The organism is Streptomyces sp. NPDC004667 (assembly GCF_040609475.1).
GTDB lineage: Bacteria > Actinomycetota > Actinomycetes > Streptomycetales > Streptomycetaceae > Streptomyces.
Genome location: NZ_JBEXKC010000002.1, coordinates 156,279 through 172,951 on the forward strand (window position 1 = coordinate 156,279; position 16,673 = coordinate 172,951).

13 protein-coding genes and 1 riboswitch are annotated in these 16,673 nt (G+C 70.6%); of the genes, 8 read left to right on the plus strand and 5 right to left on the minus strand.

Annotated elements, in window-relative coordinates:
• Positions 1-235 precede the first annotated feature (235 nt).
• The 5 genes from ABZW32_RS01785 to gcvT all read right to left on the minus strand — a co-directional run bounded on the left by ABZW32_RS01785 (position 236) and on the right by gcvT (position 6,468).
• A complete protein-coding gene (locus ABZW32_RS01785) occupies positions 236-1,618 on the minus strand; it encodes an L-serine ammonia-lyase (protein WP_356209818.1) in 1,383 nt (460 codons plus the stop codon).
• A 156-nt stretch (positions 1,619-1,774) separates the two neighbouring features.
• On the minus strand, positions 1,775-3,430 hold the full coding sequence (locus ABZW32_RS01790; RefSeq protein WP_356209821.1) for an APC family permease: 1,656 nt from the start codon (positions 3,428-3,430) through the stop codon (positions 1,775-1,777).
• A 152-nt stretch (positions 3,431-3,582) separates the two neighbouring features.
• Complete coding sequence (glyA, locus tag ABZW32_RS01795; protein WP_356209823.1) at positions 3,583-4,839, minus strand: serine hydroxymethyltransferase; 1,257 nt, start codon at positions 4,837-4,839, stop codon at positions 3,583-3,585.
• A 17-nt stretch (positions 4,840-4,856) separates the two neighbouring features.
• Positions 4,857-5,240, minus strand: a complete 384-nt coding sequence (gene gcvH / locus ABZW32_RS01800) for a glycine cleavage system protein GcvH (RefSeq protein ID WP_030236063.1) — start codon at positions 5,238-5,240, stop codon at positions 4,857-4,859.
• A 112-nt stretch (positions 5,241-5,352) separates the two neighbouring features.
• Positions 5,353-6,468, minus strand: coding sequence for a glycine cleavage system aminomethyltransferase GcvT (gcvT, locus tag ABZW32_RS01805; RefSeq protein WP_356209825.1), 1,116 nt, complete (start codon positions 6,466-6,468; stop codon positions 5,353-5,355).
• A 183-nt stretch (positions 6,469-6,651) separates the two neighbouring features.
• Positions 6,652-6,755, minus strand: a riboswitch (glycine riboswitch).
• 214 nt (positions 6,756-6,969) lie between these two features.
• Here gcvT and ABZW32_RS01810 point away from each other — a divergent pair.
• The 8 genes from ABZW32_RS01810 to ABZW32_RS01845 all read left to right on the plus strand — a co-directional run bounded on the left by ABZW32_RS01810 (position 6,970) and on the right by ABZW32_RS01845 (position 16,119).
• A complete protein-coding gene (locus ABZW32_RS01810) occupies positions 6,970-7,584 on the plus strand; it encodes an AAA family ATPase (RefSeq protein ID WP_356209972.1) in 615 nt (204 codons plus the stop codon).
• A 151-nt stretch (positions 7,585-7,735) separates the two neighbouring features.
• Positions 7,736-8,470: an enhanced serine sensitivity protein SseB gene (locus ABZW32_RS01815; protein ID WP_356209827.1), complete on the plus strand. Its 735-nt coding sequence runs from the start codon at positions 7,736-7,738 to the stop codon at positions 8,468-8,470.
• Between the two features lie 56 nt (positions 8,471-8,526).
• Positions 8,527-9,267 carry an enhanced serine sensitivity protein SseB C-terminal domain-containing protein gene (locus ABZW32_RS01820; protein WP_356209829.1) on the plus strand — a complete coding sequence of 247 codons (741 nt, stop codon included), beginning with the start codon at positions 8,527-8,529 and terminating at the stop codon, positions 9,265-9,267.
• Between the two features lie 694 nt (positions 9,268-9,961).
• Positions 9,962-10,954, plus strand: coding sequence for an ABC transporter permease (locus tag ABZW32_RS01825; RefSeq protein WP_266842425.1), 993 nt, complete (start codon positions 9,962-9,964; stop codon positions 10,952-10,954).
• 41 nt (positions 10,955-10,995) lie between these two features.
• Positions 10,996-12,756, plus strand: a complete 1,761-nt coding sequence (locus tag ABZW32_RS01830) for an ABC transporter substrate-binding protein (RefSeq protein WP_356209832.1) — start codon at positions 10,996-10,998, stop codon at positions 12,754-12,756.
• A gap of 173 nt (positions 12,757-12,929) precedes the next feature.
• A complete protein-coding gene (locus ABZW32_RS01835) occupies positions 12,930-13,931 on the plus strand; it encodes an ABC transporter permease (protein ID WP_030236081.1) in 1,002 nt (333 codons plus the stop codon).
• Positions 13,928-15,022 (plus strand): ABC transporter ATP-binding protein, encoded by a 1,095-nt coding sequence (locus ABZW32_RS01840; protein WP_030236084.1) that lies wholly within the window; start codon positions 13,928-13,930, stop codon positions 15,020-15,022. The genes ABZW32_RS01835 and ABZW32_RS01840 overlap by 4 nt, the downstream gene beginning before the upstream one ends.
• Positions 15,019-16,119 carry a dipeptide ABC transporter ATP-binding protein gene (locus tag ABZW32_RS01845; protein WP_356209835.1) on the plus strand — a complete coding sequence of 367 codons (1,101 nt, stop codon included), beginning with the start codon at positions 15,019-15,021 and terminating at the stop codon, positions 16,117-16,119. The genes ABZW32_RS01840 and ABZW32_RS01845 overlap by 4 nt, the downstream gene beginning before the upstream one ends.
• Positions 16,120-16,673: the final 554 nt, after the last annotated feature.

The following is a 16,673-nucleotide window of genomic DNA, read 5'->3' on the forward strand; positions in this document are numbered from 1 at the left end:
CAGGGCCCGTTTCCGGGACCCCCGAAGGCCGTCGCCGAGGCCGGAGCGCACGGGGCGCACCGCTCAACGGCCTCCGCGTCCCGTGTGGTTGACGCCATTTCTGCCGTGTTCATGACTGCCTCCTCGCCGGTGGGGCCGATCGTAGCCGGGACGCGCACGAGCCCGCCCTCCGGGGGAGAGCGGGCTCGACGGACCTGCGGCGGCGGACCGCGCCACCGTTGCTACGCGCGTGGGGTCAGCACTCGATGACGTTGACCGCGAGGCCGCCGCGCGCGGTCTCCTTGTACTTGATCTTCATGTCGGCGCCGGTCTCCTTCATGGTCTTGATGACCTTGTCGAGGGAGACCTTGTGGCTGCCGTCGCCGCGCATCGCCATCTTGGCGGCGGTGACGGCCTTCACGGCGGCCATGCCGTTGCGCTCGATGCAGGGGATCTGGACGAGGCCGCCGACCGGGTCGCAGGTCAGGCCGAGGTTGTGCTCCATGCCGATCTCCGCCGCGTTCTCCACCTGCTCCGGGGTGCCGCCCAGGACCTCGGCGAGGGCGCCGGCCGCCATGGAGCAGGCCGAGCCGACCTCGCCCTGGCAGCCGACCTCGGCGCCGGAGATGGAGGCGTTCTCCTTGAAGAGCATGCCGATCGCGCCCGCGGCGAGGAGGAAGCGGACCACGCCGTCCTCGTCGGCGCCCGGCACGAAGTTCATGTAGTAGTGCAGGACCGCCGGCAGGACGCCCGCGGCGCCGTTCGTGGGCGCGGTGACGACCCGGCCGCCGGCCGCGTTCTCCTCGTTGACCGCCATCGCGTAGATCGTCGTCCACTCGCTGCGGTGCATCATCGGGTCGCCCTCGGTGCGCAGCTGGCGCGCCGTGGAGGCGGCGCGGCGCTTGACGCGCAGCCCGCCGGGCAGGATGCCCTCGCGGGACATGCCGCGCGAGACGCAGGCCTGCATGACGCGCCAGATCTCCAGGAGGCCCTCGCGGATCTCCTCCTCGGTGCGCCAGGCCTTCTCGTTCTCCAGCATCAGGGAGGAGATCGACAGGCCCGTCTCGTTGGCGAGCCGCAGCATCTCGTCACCCGAGCGGAAGGGGTACTTCAGCTCGGTGTCGTCGAGCTTGATCCGGTCCTCGCCGACCGCGTCCTCGTCCACGACGAAGCCGCCGCCGACCGAGTAGTACGTCTTCTCCAGCAGGGGCGCGCCGGACTCGTCGTAGGCGAAGAGGGTCATGCCGTTCGCGTGGTACGGCAGCGAGCGGCGGCGGTGCAGGATCAGCTGGTTCGGCTCGTCGAAGGCGATCTCGTGTCCGTCGCCTATCTCCGCGCCCAGCAGCCGCAGCCGGCCGCTCTGGCGGATGCGCTCCACCTCGGCGTCGGCGCTCTCGACGTCCACGGTGCGGGGGGAGTGCCCTTCCAGGCCGAGCAGAACCGCCTTGGGGGTGCCGTGGCCGTGGCCGGTCGCGCCGAGGGAGCCGAAGAGCTCCGCGCGCACGGACGCGGTCTGGGCGAGGACGCCGTCCTTCTTCAGCCGCGTCGCGAACATGCGCGCCGCGCGCATCGGGCCGACCGTGTGGGAGGAGGACGGGCCGATACCGATGGAGAAGAGGTCGAAGACGGAGATGGCCACTGGCGGACTCCCTTGTCTGCTCGTGGGTGGGGAGGGGGGCAGGAGAGGATCCGGGGGTGGATCCGGGGGGTGGATCAGAGGGGTGGATCCGCGGATTTTGTCCGGCAGTCGAGCGTATCGCGTGGAGATGAACGGTTCGGCTCCCGGACGGGTCCGTCAGACGTGAGACAGCTCGCGCTCCGGTGTCGTGGAGCCCCCGGCGGGGCCTTCGGTACGGTCCGGCAGCGGGTCCGGGCCGATCAGGCCCGCCCGGTGGGCCCTGACGCCCGCCCGGACGGCCCAGAAGTACGTGACGAGCGCCATGGCGGCCACCAGGGCGATGTCGACGCCTCCGGGCAGGACGCCGCGGCCGCCGAAGTCGGTGGAGCCGAGGAGGGACAGGAGGGACAGGGCGCCCAGGAAGAAGACGATCCACCAGGCCGGGGCGAACTGGCGCAGGAGGTCCCGTTCGCCCTTGCGGGACAGGACCAGGGCGGCGATCGGGGCGGCCAGCAGGGTCAGGGCGGTGACGATGCCGGTGTTGGGCCACTGCGACCAGTAGAGGGCGCAGGCGGCGAAGACGAAGGTCAGCGGGCACAGGACCGTCGCGGCGGGGAGCCGGAAGGGGCGGGGCAGGCCGGGCCTGGTGCGGCGCAGGACGCCGACCGCGACCGGCCCGATCAGGTACGAGATCACCATCGCGGCCGAGATGACCGGGGCCAGGGTCTTCCAGCTGTGGCCGACGGTCACCAGGAGGAGGACGGAGAAGCCCAGGTTCATCCACATCGCCGGGCGGGCGGTGCCGTAGACCGGGTGGGTCTCCTTGAGCCGCTTGGGGAAGAAGCCCGTCTCGGAGAGGTTCTGCACCATGTACGCGGCGGAGGCCACGTTGGCGATGTTGGAGCCGGCGGGGGAGATGAAGGCGCCGAACTGGAGCATCACCACGACCCAGTGGATCATCAGCAGCTTGGCGAGCTCGGCGAAGGGACTGTTGAAGTTCACGCCCGACCAGCCGCCGGCCTGCGCCAGGTGCTCCGGCGGTACGGATCCCAGGAAGGCCGTCTGCAGGGCGAGGTAGATCACCAGGCCCAGGGAGAGCGAGCCGACCAGGGCGATCGGGATGGCCCGGCCGGGGTTCCTGGCGGCCCCGCCGAGGTTGACCACGGCCTGGAAGCCGTTGAAGGCGAAGACGACGCCCGAGGTGGTGACGGCGGTCAGGACGGCCGTCCAGCCGTTCGGGGCGAAGCCGCCGTGGGCGCTGAAGTTCTCGGTGTGGAAGCCCGAGGCGACCAGGGCGACGACGGCGAGGACCGGGATGGCGAACTTGACCAGGGTCAGCCCGGCGTTGATCTTCGCGAGGAGCTGGACCGACCAGTAGCAGGACAGCCACAGCAGCACGGTCAGCGCGAGCGCCACCGCCATGCCGAAGGCGGTCAGCTCGTGGGACCCGGCGTCCACCAGGTCACCGGCCCAGCCGAAGCTCCAAGAGGACATGTACTGCGTCGCGGCGATCGACTCGATGGGGATCAGCGAGGCGACCGCGATCCACACCGCCCAGCCGGTGATGAAGCCGAGCACCGGGCCGTGCGAGAGGGCGCCGTAGCGGGCCATGCCGCCCGGGATCGGGTAGGCCGCGCCCACCTCGGCGTAGGTCATGGCGATCATGCCGATGAAGACCGCGCCGATGACCCAGGCGACGAGCGCCGCCGGGCCCGCGACCTGGGCGGCCGTACCGGCGCCGAAGAGCCAGCCGGAGCCGAAGATCGAGCCGATGCCGATCATGATCAGCGCGAAGAGGCTGAGCCCCTTTCGGTTCGCCGCGCTCATGTCCATGGAGGGTGTCCGTCCTGAGGGAGATGCCTTTATTGCGACCCTATTTGCCGATTTTTTAATGTTTCAGAGGCGATAGGTGGCATCCACCAGGGACTTAGGTCATGAAAGGGGCCCGACCCCGTGGAAACGCGGCCGGGCCCCACCGCGGCTGCTTAGAGCGACGGGTACAGCGGGAACTTCGCGGCGAGCGCGGAGACGCGCGCCTTGAGGTCGTCGGCGTCGTACGACGGCTTCAGGGCCTGCGCGATGATCTCGGCGACCTCGGTGAAGGCCTCGGCGTCGAAACCGCGGGTGGCCAGCGCCGGCGTGCCGATCCGCAGACCCGAGGTGACCATCGGGGGCCGCGGGTCGTTCGGGATCGCGTTGCGGTTGACCGTGATGCCGACCTCGTGGAGGCGGTCCTCGGCCTGCTGACCGTCCAGCTCGGAGTTGCGCAGGTCGACCAGGACCAGGTGCACGTCGGTGCCGCCGGTGAGGACGTCCACGCCCACGGCCTTGACGTCGTCCTGCACCAGGCGGGCGGCGAGGATCTTCGCGCCCTCCAGGGTGCGCTCCTGGCGCTCCTTGAACTCGGGCGAGGCCGCGACCTTGAAGGAGACCGCCTTGGCCGCGATCACGTGCTCCAGCGGACCGCCCTGCTGGCCCGGGAAGACCGCGGAGTTGATCTTCTTGGCCAGCTCCTGCGTCGACAGGATGACACCGCCGCGCGGACCGCCGAGGGTCTTGTGCGTGGTGGTGGTGACGACGTGGGCGTGCGGCACCGGGTTCGGGTGCAGACCCGCGGCGACCAGACCGGCGAAGTGCGCCATGTCGACCATCAGGTACGCGCCGACCTCGTCCGCGATGCGGCGGAAGGCGGCGAAGTCCAGCTGGCGCGGGTACGCGGACCAGCCGGCGACGATCAGCTGCGGCTTGGACTCCTTGGCGAGGCGCTCGACCTCGGCCATGTCGACCTCGCCGGTCTCGTCGACGTGGTACGGGACCACGTTGTAGAGCTTGCCGGAGAAGTTGATCTTCATGCCGTGGGTCAGGTGACCGCCGTGGGCCAGGTTCAGGCCCATGATCGTGTCGCCCGGCTTGAGCAGCGCGAACATCGCGGCGGCGTTGGCCTGCGCACCGGAGTGCGGCTGGACGTTCGCGGCCTCGGCGCCGAACAGCGCCTTGATGCGGTCGATCGCGATCTGCTCGACCACGTCGACGTGCTCGCAGCCGCCGTAGTAGCGGCGGCCGGGGTAGCCCTCGGCGTACTTGTTGGTCAGGACCGAGCCCTGGGCCTCCATGACGGCGACCGGAGCGAAGTTCTCCGACGCGATCATTTCCAGGGTCGACTGCTGGCGCACGAGCTCCGCGTCGACGGCCGCGGCGACGTCCGGGTCGAGCTCGTGGAGCGGGGTGTTCAGAACGGACATCAGGATCCCCTGGGGTGTCAGTTGTCGGAGTGGGTGAGCGCGGCGTACTCGTCGGCGGAGAGCACGTCCTTCGGCTCCTCCGAGAGGCGCACCTTGAACAGCCAGCCACCCTCGAACGGAGCGGTGTTGACGAGCGCCGGGTCGTCCACGACGTCCTGGTTGGCCTCGACGACCTCACCGGAGACGGGGGAGTACAGGTCGCTGACCGACTTGGTCGACTCCAGCTCGCCACAGGTCTCGCCCTCGGTGACGGTGTCGCCGACCGCGGGGAGCTGGGCGTAGACGACGTCACCGAGCGCGTTGGCCGCGAACTCCGTGATGCCGACCGTCGCGACGCCGTCCACGGCGTCCGACAGCCACTCGTGCTCCTTGGTGTAACGCAGCTGCTGGGGGTTGCTCATGACCTGATTCTCCTGGATGCGGGGGAGTGGATGTGAACAGTGGTCTCGCGGACCGAGACGGGCGCCGGGGCGCCGGGACACGGCCGTACGGCCGGCCGTGCGGCTGCGGCGACTACTTCTGCCGCTTGTAGAACGGCAGGGCCACGACCTCGTACGCCTCATGCGTACCGCGAATGTCCACGCCGACGCCGGAGGTCCCGGGCGCGGCGTGCTCCGCGTCGACGTACGCCATCGCGATCGGCTTGCCCAGCGTCGGGGACGGGGCGCCGGAGGTGACCTCGCCGATGACCTCGCCGCCGGCGACGACCGGGAATCCGGCGCGCGGGACGCGGCGGCCCTCGGCGATCAGGCCGACCAGCTTGCGCGGCGGCTTGGTGGCGGCGGCCTCGGCGGCGGCCTCCAGGGCGGCGCGGCCGACGAAGTCACCCTCCTTCTCGAACTTCACGACCCGGCCCAGCCCGGCGTCGAAGGGGGTGAGGGAGGTGGTCAGCTCGTGCCCGTACAGCGGCATGCCCGCCTCCAGGCGCAGCGTGTCGCGGCAGGACAGGCCCGCCGGGACCAGACCCGCGTCCTTGCCGGCCTCGGTCAGCGCCTGCCACAGCTCCACGGCGTGCTCGGGGGAGACGAACAGCTCGAAGCCGTCCTCGCCCGTGTAGCCCGTACGCGCGATCAGCGCCGGCACGCCCGCGACGGTGCCCGGCAGGCCCGCGTAGTACTTCAGGCCGTCCAGGTCGGCGTCGGTCAGCGACTTCAGGATGCCGGGGGACTCCGGACCCTGGACGGCGATCAGCGCGTAGGCGTCGCGGTCGTCGCGGACCTCGGCGTCGAAGCCGGCGGCGCGCTCGGTGAGGGCGTCCAGGACGACCTGGGCGTTGGAGGCGTTGGCGACGACCATGAACTCGGTCTCGCCCAGGCGGTAGACGATCAGGTCGTCCAGGATCCCGCCGTCCTCCTGACAGATGTGCGTGTAGCGGGCGCGGCCGACGCCGACGGTGGAGATGTTGCCCACCAGCGCGTAGTCCAGGACCTTGACGGCCTCGGGGCCGGTCAGCGTGATCTCGCCCATGTGGGACAGGTCGAACAGGCCGGCCTTGGTCCGTACGGCGTTGTGCTCGTCGCGCTCACTCGCGTAGCGCAGCGGCATGTCCCAGCCCGCGAAGTCGGTCATGGTCGCACCGAGCGAGCGGTGCAGCGCGTCGAGCGCGGTCAGGCGGGGGGCAGTGCTCATGGGTGTGGCTCCCGGGTCCCAGGGCATGACATGACGAGGACGATCCTCCCCATCTGTCATCGGAACCTGAGAGGTTCGCCGAGAGTTCCCGCGACACGGCGGGACGCCCTGGCTTGCACCTTGGGTGGAGCGCGCGGCGGCCGTCGGGGGACGGACACGTCGTCGCTCGCTTTTCAGATCTGCCTCATCCACGCGGTACGGGGCCTGAGAGATTCAAGGGAGGTACTTGCTCCTTCGGCGCCCGGGCACGGCCTCACGGCGTGCCGGGACTCTCCCGCGCGGATTCAAGCGGCCGGTATGCAGTTGGTGTCCAGATGGCGCACATCATTGCACGGGACGCTCGGGAGCGGGCAGTGGGGCCCTGGAAGAACGGACGGGACCGGAACCGAGGCCACCGGATTACCGTCTCTTTACACTCAGTGGGCACGGGGTCCAGGCGACCCGATTCGGGGGGAGACGATCACTGTGCGGAGATTCGGAGTGCTGGCGGCGACGGGAACGGTGGACGGGGTCCCGGCCCAGCGCAGTACGCGGCCGCGGCCGGCCGGCCGGATCCGCGACCTGCGCGGCACGGCGGTGGCCGGGCCGCGGCGGCTCGGATTCCCCGCCGGGGACATCGTGGTGGTCTCCGGCCTGCCCGGCGGCGGCAAGAGCACCCTGATCAAGCGGGCGGCCGAGGACGGCGGCATCGACTCCCAGGACGTCCGCGAGCGCTGGGAGCGCCGGATGCCCGGGGCACTGCCGTACGCCGCGTACCGGCCGCTGGTGCGGGCCGCGCACTACTGGGGCCTGTGGCGGCGGCTGCGCACCGGGGACTCCGTCGTGGTCCACGACTGCGGCACCCAGGTGTGGGTGCGGGGGATGCTCGCCGCCGCCGCCCGGCGGCGCGGCAGGTCGCTGCACCTGCTCCTGCTGGACACCACGGCCGAGGAGGCCCGCTCCGGGCAGCGGGCGCGGGGGCGCCGGGTCTCGGCGTACGCCTTCGCGCGCCACCGGGGTGCGGTGGGGCGGCTGCTGCGGGACGCCGAGGCCGGTCGCCTGCCGGCGGGATGCGACTCCGCGGTCATCCTGGACCGCCGCTCGGCGGCGGCGGTGACCCGGATCTGCTTCTTCTAGGGCTGCTTCGCCTCCGGGGCGCAGATGCCGTGCTCTCAGGGGCCCTGTGCGGGCTGCGGGTCGAGGGGGGTGGGGACGCGCGAAGGGCGCTCGGGGTGGGGCGGTAGCCTCGGGGCGACATCGGGGCGCGACCGTACGGAGGCAGGGGTACATGCAGGGCAGCGGCTGGCCGGCGAACGAGTTGGAACAGGTCCTCGGGGCGGCGCTCGGCCGCCCGGACGCCGGACCGCAGATCCTGGAGGTCCTCGGCCGCAGCCGGCTCTGGGTGCCCCTGCCCCACGGCGGCAGTCCCGACCACGCCGCCCTCGACCTCCCGACGATGCTGATCGGCGGGGAGGCGTACGTCCCCGTCTACAGCTCGGAGGCCCAGTTCCGGCACGGCGCCGGCCCCACCATGGACTTCGCCGTCGCCCCCGCCGTCGAGTTCGCCCGCGGCCTGCCCCCGCAGCTCGGCATCGCGGTGAACCCGGAGGGCGCCGTCGGGGTGCCGCTGCCCCCCGCCGTCGTCGCCGAGCTGTGCCGCGCCGGCCGGACCCCGCTCGACGGCCCCGCCAGCGGTGGCCGCGTCCGGCTCTACGAGCCCGACTGGCAGGAGGACCCCGTCGACTTCCTGGCCGCCGCCGCCGAGGAGTTCCGGGCCACCGGCGTGGTCACCGCCGCGCACCGCTGCCTCGCCAGCGTCGAGGCCGGCCCCCCGCAGCTCTACATCGGGGTCCAGCTGGTGGGATGGGATCCCGGGACGCGCGCGGCCCCGCTGGAGGCCCTCGGCCGCGCCCTGGCCCGCGTACCCGCGCCCTGGCCCGTGCAGTTGATCCTCCTGGAGGCGGCCGAGGACCCGGTCACGGACTGGATTCGTGAGCGCGTACGCCCCTTCTACCTTCCCTAGCGCCGCTTAAGCTGGTTGGTACGGGTGGACGACGGGCGGACGAAGAGGGGTACCGGGTGAGTGCGTCAGGCACGGCCGCGGCCGGGCAGGTCGAGCACATGCTGCGCCAGGTGACTCCCGGGCGCTATGAGAGTTATGAGTCATTCCTGCACGCCCTCACCGAGGGCAGGCTGTGGATGCTGCTGTGGCAGGGGCAACCGGGCTCGCCCGACGCCCAGTACGGCGGCATGGAGGTCGAGGGCCTCGGGTACGCGCCCTGCGTGACCTCGCCCCAGGAGCTGGCCGCCAGCGGCTGGAACCGCGGTTACGAGGTCGTCACCGGCCGGGACATCGCCCGCGCCCTCTACCCCGACCGCTGGGGGCTGTGGGTCAACCCGCACGCCCCGGGCGGCGGCCTCGGCGTGCCCTGGGCCGACCTGCGCCGCGTCGCCACCGGCCTGGACCGGATGCCCGCGGGCCCGTTGCGGCTCTCCGAGCCCGCCCTGGAGCTCCCGCAGTTCTACGGGCTGCTGACCCAGCACGCGCACCGTACCCCGGCCGTCAGGTCACTGCGCCGCGCGTGGGTCCAGCCCGCGCTCGGGACGGCCTACCTCGCGGTGGGGCTCGACCTGTACGACGCCTCCGCGCCCGCGCTGGAATCCGTACGCGAGATGATGCGCCAGTCGGTCGGGGCCGTCCCCGAGGGCGTGCCGGTGTGCACGGTCGCGCTGGCGGACGAGCACGACCCGGTGGCGATGTGGCTGCGGGCGCAGACCAGGCCGTTCTACGACCGCGAGGGCCAGGCCGCGACGTACTGACCCACGCGGAAAACCACTTGACCGGCTCCCGCGGGCCGGATCGGGGCCCCGTGCCGACCCTTCTACAGGGAGTCGCGCGGGTGTGCCCGGAGCCTGAGACGGGCACCTTCGACGGACCTTCGGCCGTCGGGAACCACGGTTCCCGGCGGCTTTCGCCTTGTCCGGATATCACCGCTGTTGGACGTCCAATTGACGCACTCATCCTATGGGTTGGCCGTCATGTCCGTTTGCGCACCGAACGGACGGTCTTGCTCCGCTGAGCCGTGAGCGGAGTCCGGATAACGGGAACCGGGGCGTCAGATCACGGTTGCGCATCCATTCATCTGCGGGTCTGGCGGCTGGTCGAGCGCCCGATGAAGACTCCCCACCCAAGAGCCGGTCAGTCCTCCAGGGCGCGGCTCGGCACGTGGACTTGGCTTGTTGTTTCACACAGCACCTCCTGCACTTCCCGTACTTCACGCACCTCCTGCACCTCGGCTGCACCGCACCTCGCTCCGCACGGCAATTCGCACAGCAGTTCGTAATACCTGCAGTTCGCAGCACCTTGCAGTCCGCAGTTCGCAGTCCGCACCTCCCACCGCACTTCGCACGCGTTCCACGTGTCCCGAGCACTCCGAGCGCCACTCCGCACCAACGCCGCCACAGCGGCGGGCATGGGCCGGCCACCCGTCGGCCGAGAGGGGTCCCCACCACGATGACGGCACCACTGCACGACACGAGCGCGGAAACGCCCGCACCCGTGTCCGTAGCCGACGTCCCTGCCAAGGCCATCGAAGGCCGCTCGCCCGGCCGCATCGCCTGGATGCGGCTCAAGCGCGACAAGGTCGCGCTGACCGGCGGCGTGGTCGTGATCCTCCTGATCCTGGTGGCGGTCTTCGCGCCGCTGATCGTGGGCCTGCTGGGCCACGATCCCAACGAGTTCCACGAGGACATGATCGACCCGGACCTGGGCACGCCGCTCGGCTCCTTCGGCGGCATCAGCTCCGACTTCCTGCTGGGCGTCGAACCGACCAACGGCCGCGACGTGTTCAGCCGGATCGTCTACGGCGCCCGCATCTCCCTGGTCGTCGCCTTCCTGGCGGCCTTCGTCTCGGTCGTCCTGGGCAGCCTGCTCGGCGCCCTGGCCGGCTTCCTCGGCGGCTGGGTCGACGCCGTCATCAGCCGCGTGATGGACCTGCTGCTGGCCTTCCCGCAGCTGCTGTTCACCATCGCCCTGGTCTCCGTGGTCCCCAACTCCCTCTGGGGGTTCGAGGGTTCGGGCGTCCGGATGGGCGTGCTGATCGTCGTCATCGGCTTCTTCGGCTGGCCGTACATCGGCCGCATCGTCCGCGGCCAGACGATCTCCCTGCGTGAACGCGAGTACGTCGAGGCCGCACGCAGCCTCGGCGCGGGCCGCGGCTACATCCTGATCAAGGAGCTGCTGCCCAACCTGATCGCGCCGATCCTCGTCTACTCGACGCTGATCATTCCGACCAACATCCTGACGGAAGCGGCCCTCAGCTTCCTGGGCGCCGGCGTCAAGCCGCCCACGGCCTCCTGGGGAAAGATGCTCTCCGACGCCGTCCCCATCTACCAGGACGACCCCATGTACATGGTGGTCCCGGGTATCACGATCTTCATCACCGTCCTGGCGTTCAACCTCTTCGGGGACGGGCTGCGTGACGCACTCGACCCCAAGGGCAGCTGAACCGCTTCTTCGATTCACCCACCTCTGGAGGTTGGACAACCGTGATCCGCAGAAAGCAGGCACTCGCGATCACCGCCGTGATCGCCGCCCTGTCGCTGACCGCCGCGTGCGGTGGCAACGACAAGAAGGCCGACAGCAGCGACGACAAGGGGGACAAGGGCTACAGCGGCGCCACCGCCGCCGTGGTCAACGCCTCCGACGCCAAGGGCGGCGAGCTGAAGCTCTGGTCCCCGCAGGACGTCGACTTCCTCGACCCGGCGCGCGCCTACTACGGCTTCGTGTGGAACCTGCAGCGCCTCTACATCCGCCAGCTGTACGCCTACGACAGCAAGCCCGGCGCGGCCGGCACCAAGCTGGTCCCGGACCTCGCCGCGGGCGAGCCCGTCCTGAGCAACGACGGCAAGACGTACACCGTCAAGATCAAGGACGGCGTGAAGTTCGACGACGGCTCGCCGATCACCGCGAAGGACTTCAAGTACGGCATCGAGCGCGTCTTCGCGCAGGACGTGCTGTCCGGCGGTCCGACGTACCTGATCGACCTGCTCGACCAGGGCCAGAAGTACCCGGGTCCCTACAAGGACACCGACCCGAACAAGATGGGCCTGAAGTCCGTCGAGACGCCGGACGACCACACGATCGTCTTCAACCTGGCGAGCGCCAACTCCGACTTCAAGTACCTGCTGGCCATGCCGTCCTCCTCGCCGGTCCCGGCGGGCAAGGACGAGGGCGCCTCCTACACCAACAAGCCGGTCTCCACCGGTCCCTACAAGGTGGAGTCCTTCGCCTCGGGCAAGGGCGCGACCTTCGTCCGCAACGAGAACTGGGACCCGGCCACCGACACGATCCGCAAGGGTCTGCCGGACAAGGTCACCTTCACGGTCACCACCAACCCGGACGACATGGACCAGCGCCTGCTCTCCGGCGACATCGACCTCGCCGTCGACGGCACCGGTGTCCAGCAGGCCGCGAAGAACAAGATCCTCAAGGACTCGAACCTCAAGAAGAACGCGGACAACCCCTACACGGGCTACATCCGCTACTTCGCCTTCCCGCAGACGGTCGCGCCGTTCGACAACATCGAGTGCCGCAAGGCCGTCATCTACGCGGCCGACCCGAAGTCGCTGCAGAACGCCCGCGGCGGCCCGACCAGCGGTGACCTCGGCGCGAACATGCTGCCGCCCGGCATCCCCGGCTCGGACAAGAAGTACGACCCGTTCAACCTGACGTCCGGCAAGCCGCAGACGGACAAGGCCAAGGCCGCGCTCAAGGCCTGTGGCAAGCCCGACGGCTTCGAGACCACCATCGCGGTCCGCAACAACCGCGCCCCCGAGGTCAAGAGCGCCGAGTCCCTCCAGGCCGCGCTCGCGAAGATCGGCGTCAAGGCGACGATCGACCAGTACGACGGCAAGCTCTCCTCCTCCACGATCGGTTCGCCCGAGAACGTGAAGAAGAAGAACTACGGCATCATCGTCATGGGCTGGGGCGCCGACTACAACTCCGGCTCGGGCTTCCTGCAGCCGCTGGTCGACGGATCGTTCATCCTGCCGAACGGCAACAACAACTACACCGAGGTCAACGACCCCGAGATCAACGGCCTGTTCAAGACCGCCGCTGCCGCCGCCACCCCCGAGGCCGCCGCCCCGTTCTACGGCCAGATCAACCAGAAGGTCATGGAGAAGGCGCTCTACCTGCCGATCAACTTCGACAAGGCGCTGATCTACCACAACCCGCGTCTGACCAACGTCTACTTCAACGACTCGATGGGCCGCATCGACCTCGCGGTCCTGGGCGTCGGCAAGTAGTCGGGCGAGCAGTACCGGCCCGTGAGGGCCCGTAAGGCAGCAGCAACCAAGCAAGTACGCAAGTAAGTGCCTTCACCGCACGTGCGCTAGTCCGAAGGGCAGGTGAAGGCCGCAGGCGGCGGCTGCCGTCCCCACGAGGGACGGCGGCCGCCCGCCCCGGGCGGCCGACTGCAGTGCTCGTCTACCTCATACGGCGGCTTTTCAACGTCGCCGCCACGCTGCTGGTGGTCTCCGCGGTCACCTTCGGCATCTTCTTCGCGGTCCCCAAGCTGACCGGCAGCGACCCCGCGCTCATGTACGCCGGCCGCGAGACCAGCGAGACCGCCCTGCAGGGCATCCGGGTCAAGATGGGCTTCGACAAGCCGATCTCCGAGCAGTACTGGGTGTTCCTCAAGGGGATCTTCGTCGGCCGCGACTACGACGCGGGCACCGAGGTCACGCACTGCGCCGCGCCGTGCTTCGGCTACTCCTTCAAGAGCGAGGCACCCGTCTGGCAGACCATGCTCGACCGCATGCCGGTCACCCTCTCGCTCGCCCTCGGCGCGGCGGTCATCTGGGTGCTGGCCGGTGTGGCCACCGGAGTGGTCTCGGCGCTCAAACGCCGGACCGCCATCGACCGCACCGTCATGGTCGGCGCCCTCGCCGGCGTCTCCCTGCCCATCTTCTTCACCGGCATGGTGGCCCCGGCGGTCTTCGTCTACAGCCTCGGCTGGCTCGACGTCTCCAATTACAAACCCCTGACCGAGGATCCGCTGGCCTGGCTCAACAGCATGATCCTGCCCTGGGTCACCCTGGCCTTCCTCTTCGCCGCCACCTACGCCCGCATCACCCGGGCGACCATGCTGGAAGTCCTCGGCGAGGACTACATCCGCACGGCGCGCGCCAAGGGCCTCAAGGAGGGCGTGGTCATCCGCAAGCACGCCCTGCGCTCCACCCTCACCCCGATCGTCACGATGTTCGGCCTCGACCTCGGCGGACTCCTCGGCGGCGCGGTGCTCACCGAGACGACCTTCAACTTCCAGGGTCTGGGGACGGCGGCCGTCGCCGCCATCGGCCAGGGCGACCTCCCCGTGATCATGGGAGTCACCCTGCTCGCCGCGCTGTTCGTGGTGATGGCCAACCTGATCGTGGACCTGCTGTACGCCGTCATCGACCCGCGCGTGAGGCTGACGTGACCAAGACCGTTTCCGACGAGCCCGCCTTCGTCCCGGAGCAGGGCGGACCGCGCGACGCGGCCCCCTTCCTCTCCGTACGCGACCTGCGCGTGCACTTCCCGACCGACGACGGCCTGGTGAAGTCCGTCGACGGACTCTCCTTCGACCTGGAGCGCGGCAAGACCCTCGGCATCGTGGGCGAGTCCGGCTCCGGGAAGTCGGTGACCTCGCTGGCCATCATGGGCCTGCACCGCACCGGCAACGCGCGCAGCCGCCCCCACATCTCTGGCGAGGTCGTGCTCGACGGCGAGGACCTGGTCGCCGCCGACGCCGACCGGGTGCGCCGCCTGCGCGGCCGCAAGATGGCCATGGTCTTCCAGGACCCGCTGTCCGCGATGCACCCGTACTACTCGGTCGGCAAGCAGATCGTCGAGGCCTACCGGACCCACCACGACGTCGACAAGAAGACGGCCCGCACCCGCGCCGTCGAGATGCTCGACCGCGTCGGCATCCCGGAGCCCCACCGGCGCGTGGACGCCTACCCGCACGAGTTCTCCGGCGGCATGCGCCAGCGCGCCATGATCGCGATGGCGCTGGTCAACAACCCCGAGCTGCTCATCGCGGACGAGCCGACCACCGCCCTGGACGTCACCGTCCAGGCGCAGATCCTCGACCTGATCCGCGACCTCCAGAAGGAGTTCGGCTCCGCGGTCATCATGATCACGCACGACCTCGGCGTGGTCGCCGAGATGGCCGACGACATCCTCGTGATGTACGGCGGCCGGTGCGTCGAGCGCGGCACCGCCGAGAAGGTCTTCTACGGCCCCCGGCACCCCTACACCTGGGGCCTGCTCGGCTCCATGCCGCGCATCGACCGCGACCAGACCGAGCGCCTGATCCCGGTCAAGGGCTCGCCGCCCAGCCTCATCAACATCCCGAGCGGCTGCGCCTTCAACCCCCGGTGCCCCTACGCCGACGTGCCCAAGGGCGGCATCACCCGTACCCAGCGCCCCGAGCTGACCGAGGACGACAGCCGGCACTGGTCCGCCTGCCACATGTCGCAGGAGGAGCGGACCCGGATCTGGACCGAAGAGATTGCGCCGAAGCTGTGACCGAGAAGCCTGAAACCCCCGGGGCGCCCGAGACGCCCGAAACCGACACCGCTGACGCGCTCCTGAAGGTGACCGGGCTGGTCAAGCACTTCCCCATCAACAAGGGGCTGCTGCGCCGGCAGGCCGGGGCCGTCAAGGCCGTGGACGGCATCGACTTCGAGGTACGACGGGGCGAGACCCTCGGCATCGTCGGCGAGTCCGGCTGCGGCAAGTCCACCATGGGGCGCCTGATCACCCGGCTGCTCGAACCGACCGGCGGCCGGATCGAGTTCGAAGGCAGGGACATCACGCACCTGGGCGTGGCGGGCATGCGACCGCTGCGCCGCGACGTGCAGATGATCTTCCAGGACCCGTACGGCTCGCTGAACCCGCGCCACACGGTCGGCACGATCGTCAGCGCTCCCTTCCGGCTCCAGAAGGTCACCCCCGAGGGCGGCCTGAAGGCGGAGGTCCAGCGGCTGCTGTCGCTGGTCGGCCTGAACCCCGAGCACTTCAACCGCTACCCGCACGAGTTCTCGGGCGGCCAGCGCCAGCGGATCGGCATCGCGCGCGCCCTGGCCCTCAAGCCGAAGCTCGTCGTCGCGGACGAGCCGGTCTCCGCGCTGGACGTGTCGATCCAGGCCCAGGTGGTGAACCTGCTGGACGACCTCCAGGAGGAGCTCGGCCTGACGTACGTGATCATCGCGCACGACCTGTCGGTCATCCGGCACGTCTCGGACCGCATCGCGGTGATGTACCTCGGCAAGATCGTGGAGCTCGCCGACCGGAAGTCGCTGTACGAGGCCCCGATGCACCCGTACACGACGGCGCTGATGTCTGCGGTGCCGGTCCCGGACCCGCGGCGGCGCGGGGCGAAGAGCGGGCGCATCCTGCTCAAGGGCGACGTGCCCTCGCCGATCTCCCCGCCGGCCGGCTGCCGCTTCCACACGCGGTGCTGGAAGGCGACGGAGATGTGCACCAAGGTGGACCCGCCGCTGGTCGCCCTGAAGACCGGGCACCAGGTGGCGTGCCACCACCCGGAGAACGCTCCCGACCAGGCGCCGGGCGACCCGGCCCTGCCGGGCGCGACCGAGGCGGTGGCGGTGGCCTCCGAGTAGACCCTGCCCTGGCCGGGCGGTGACCCGGGCAGGACGGTCGTGGGGGCGGCGGGTCCGGAGTAGCGGACGGACCCACCACCCCCGGGCGGGGCCCCGGGACACCCCGGGGCCCCGCCGATCCCTTCCCCCCCGGCAACACCCACCGGAACCGGCCCCCGCCCGCGACGCCCCGGAACCACCCCCCCGGGCACACCGGCCCGCACCCGGCGCACCCCGGCGGAACCCGGCACACCCCGCGCAGACCCCCGCGCAGCACTGCGGCCCGCGCCACCGTCCCCGCCGCCCGCGCCACCGTCCCCGCCGCACTGTGCGACCGTGCGTCCGTCTCCGCCACGTGTGCCACTGTCCCCACCACTTGTGCCACTGTCCCCGCCGCACCGTGCCACCGTCTCCGCCGCAACGTGCGACCGGCGGAGCCACCGGTGCGTGCCCGGCCCCCGTCGGCCGAGATGGTCGGCACCCGCAGGGAAGGGGCCCCGCATGCCCCGGGCACGCCCGGCGGAGCCGCCCCGTCACCCGAGGGGAGGGGCGCAGCCCCCGCGTGCCCACCGGTG

What these genes read in the sequence shown, in the direction of transcription:
- ABZW32_RS01790 (WP_356209821.1), bottom strand. Translation starts at nt 3,430, where the DNA reads ATGGACATGAGCGCGGCGAACCGAAAGGGGCTCAGCCTCTTCGCGCTG.
- glyA (WP_356209823.1), bottom strand. Translation starts at nt 4,839, where the DNA reads ATGTCCGTTCTGAACACCCCGCTCCACGAGCTCGACCCGGACGTCGCC.
- gcvH (WP_030236063.1), bottom strand. Translation starts at nt 5,240, where the DNA reads ATGAGCAACCCCCAGCAGCTGCGTTACACCAAGGAGCACGAGTGGCTG.
- gcvT (WP_356209825.1), bottom strand. Translation starts at nt 6,468, where the DNA reads ATGAGCACTGCCCCCCGCCTGACCGCGCTCGACGCGCTGCACCGCTCG.
- ABZW32_RS01815 (WP_356209827.1), top strand. Translation starts at nt 7,736, where the DNA reads ATGCAGGGCAGCGGCTGGCCGGCGAACGAGTTGGAACAGGTCCTCGGG.
- ABZW32_RS01825 (WP_266842425.1), top strand. Translation starts at nt 9,962, where the DNA reads ATGACGGCACCACTGCACGACACGAGCGCGGAAACGCCCGCACCCGTG.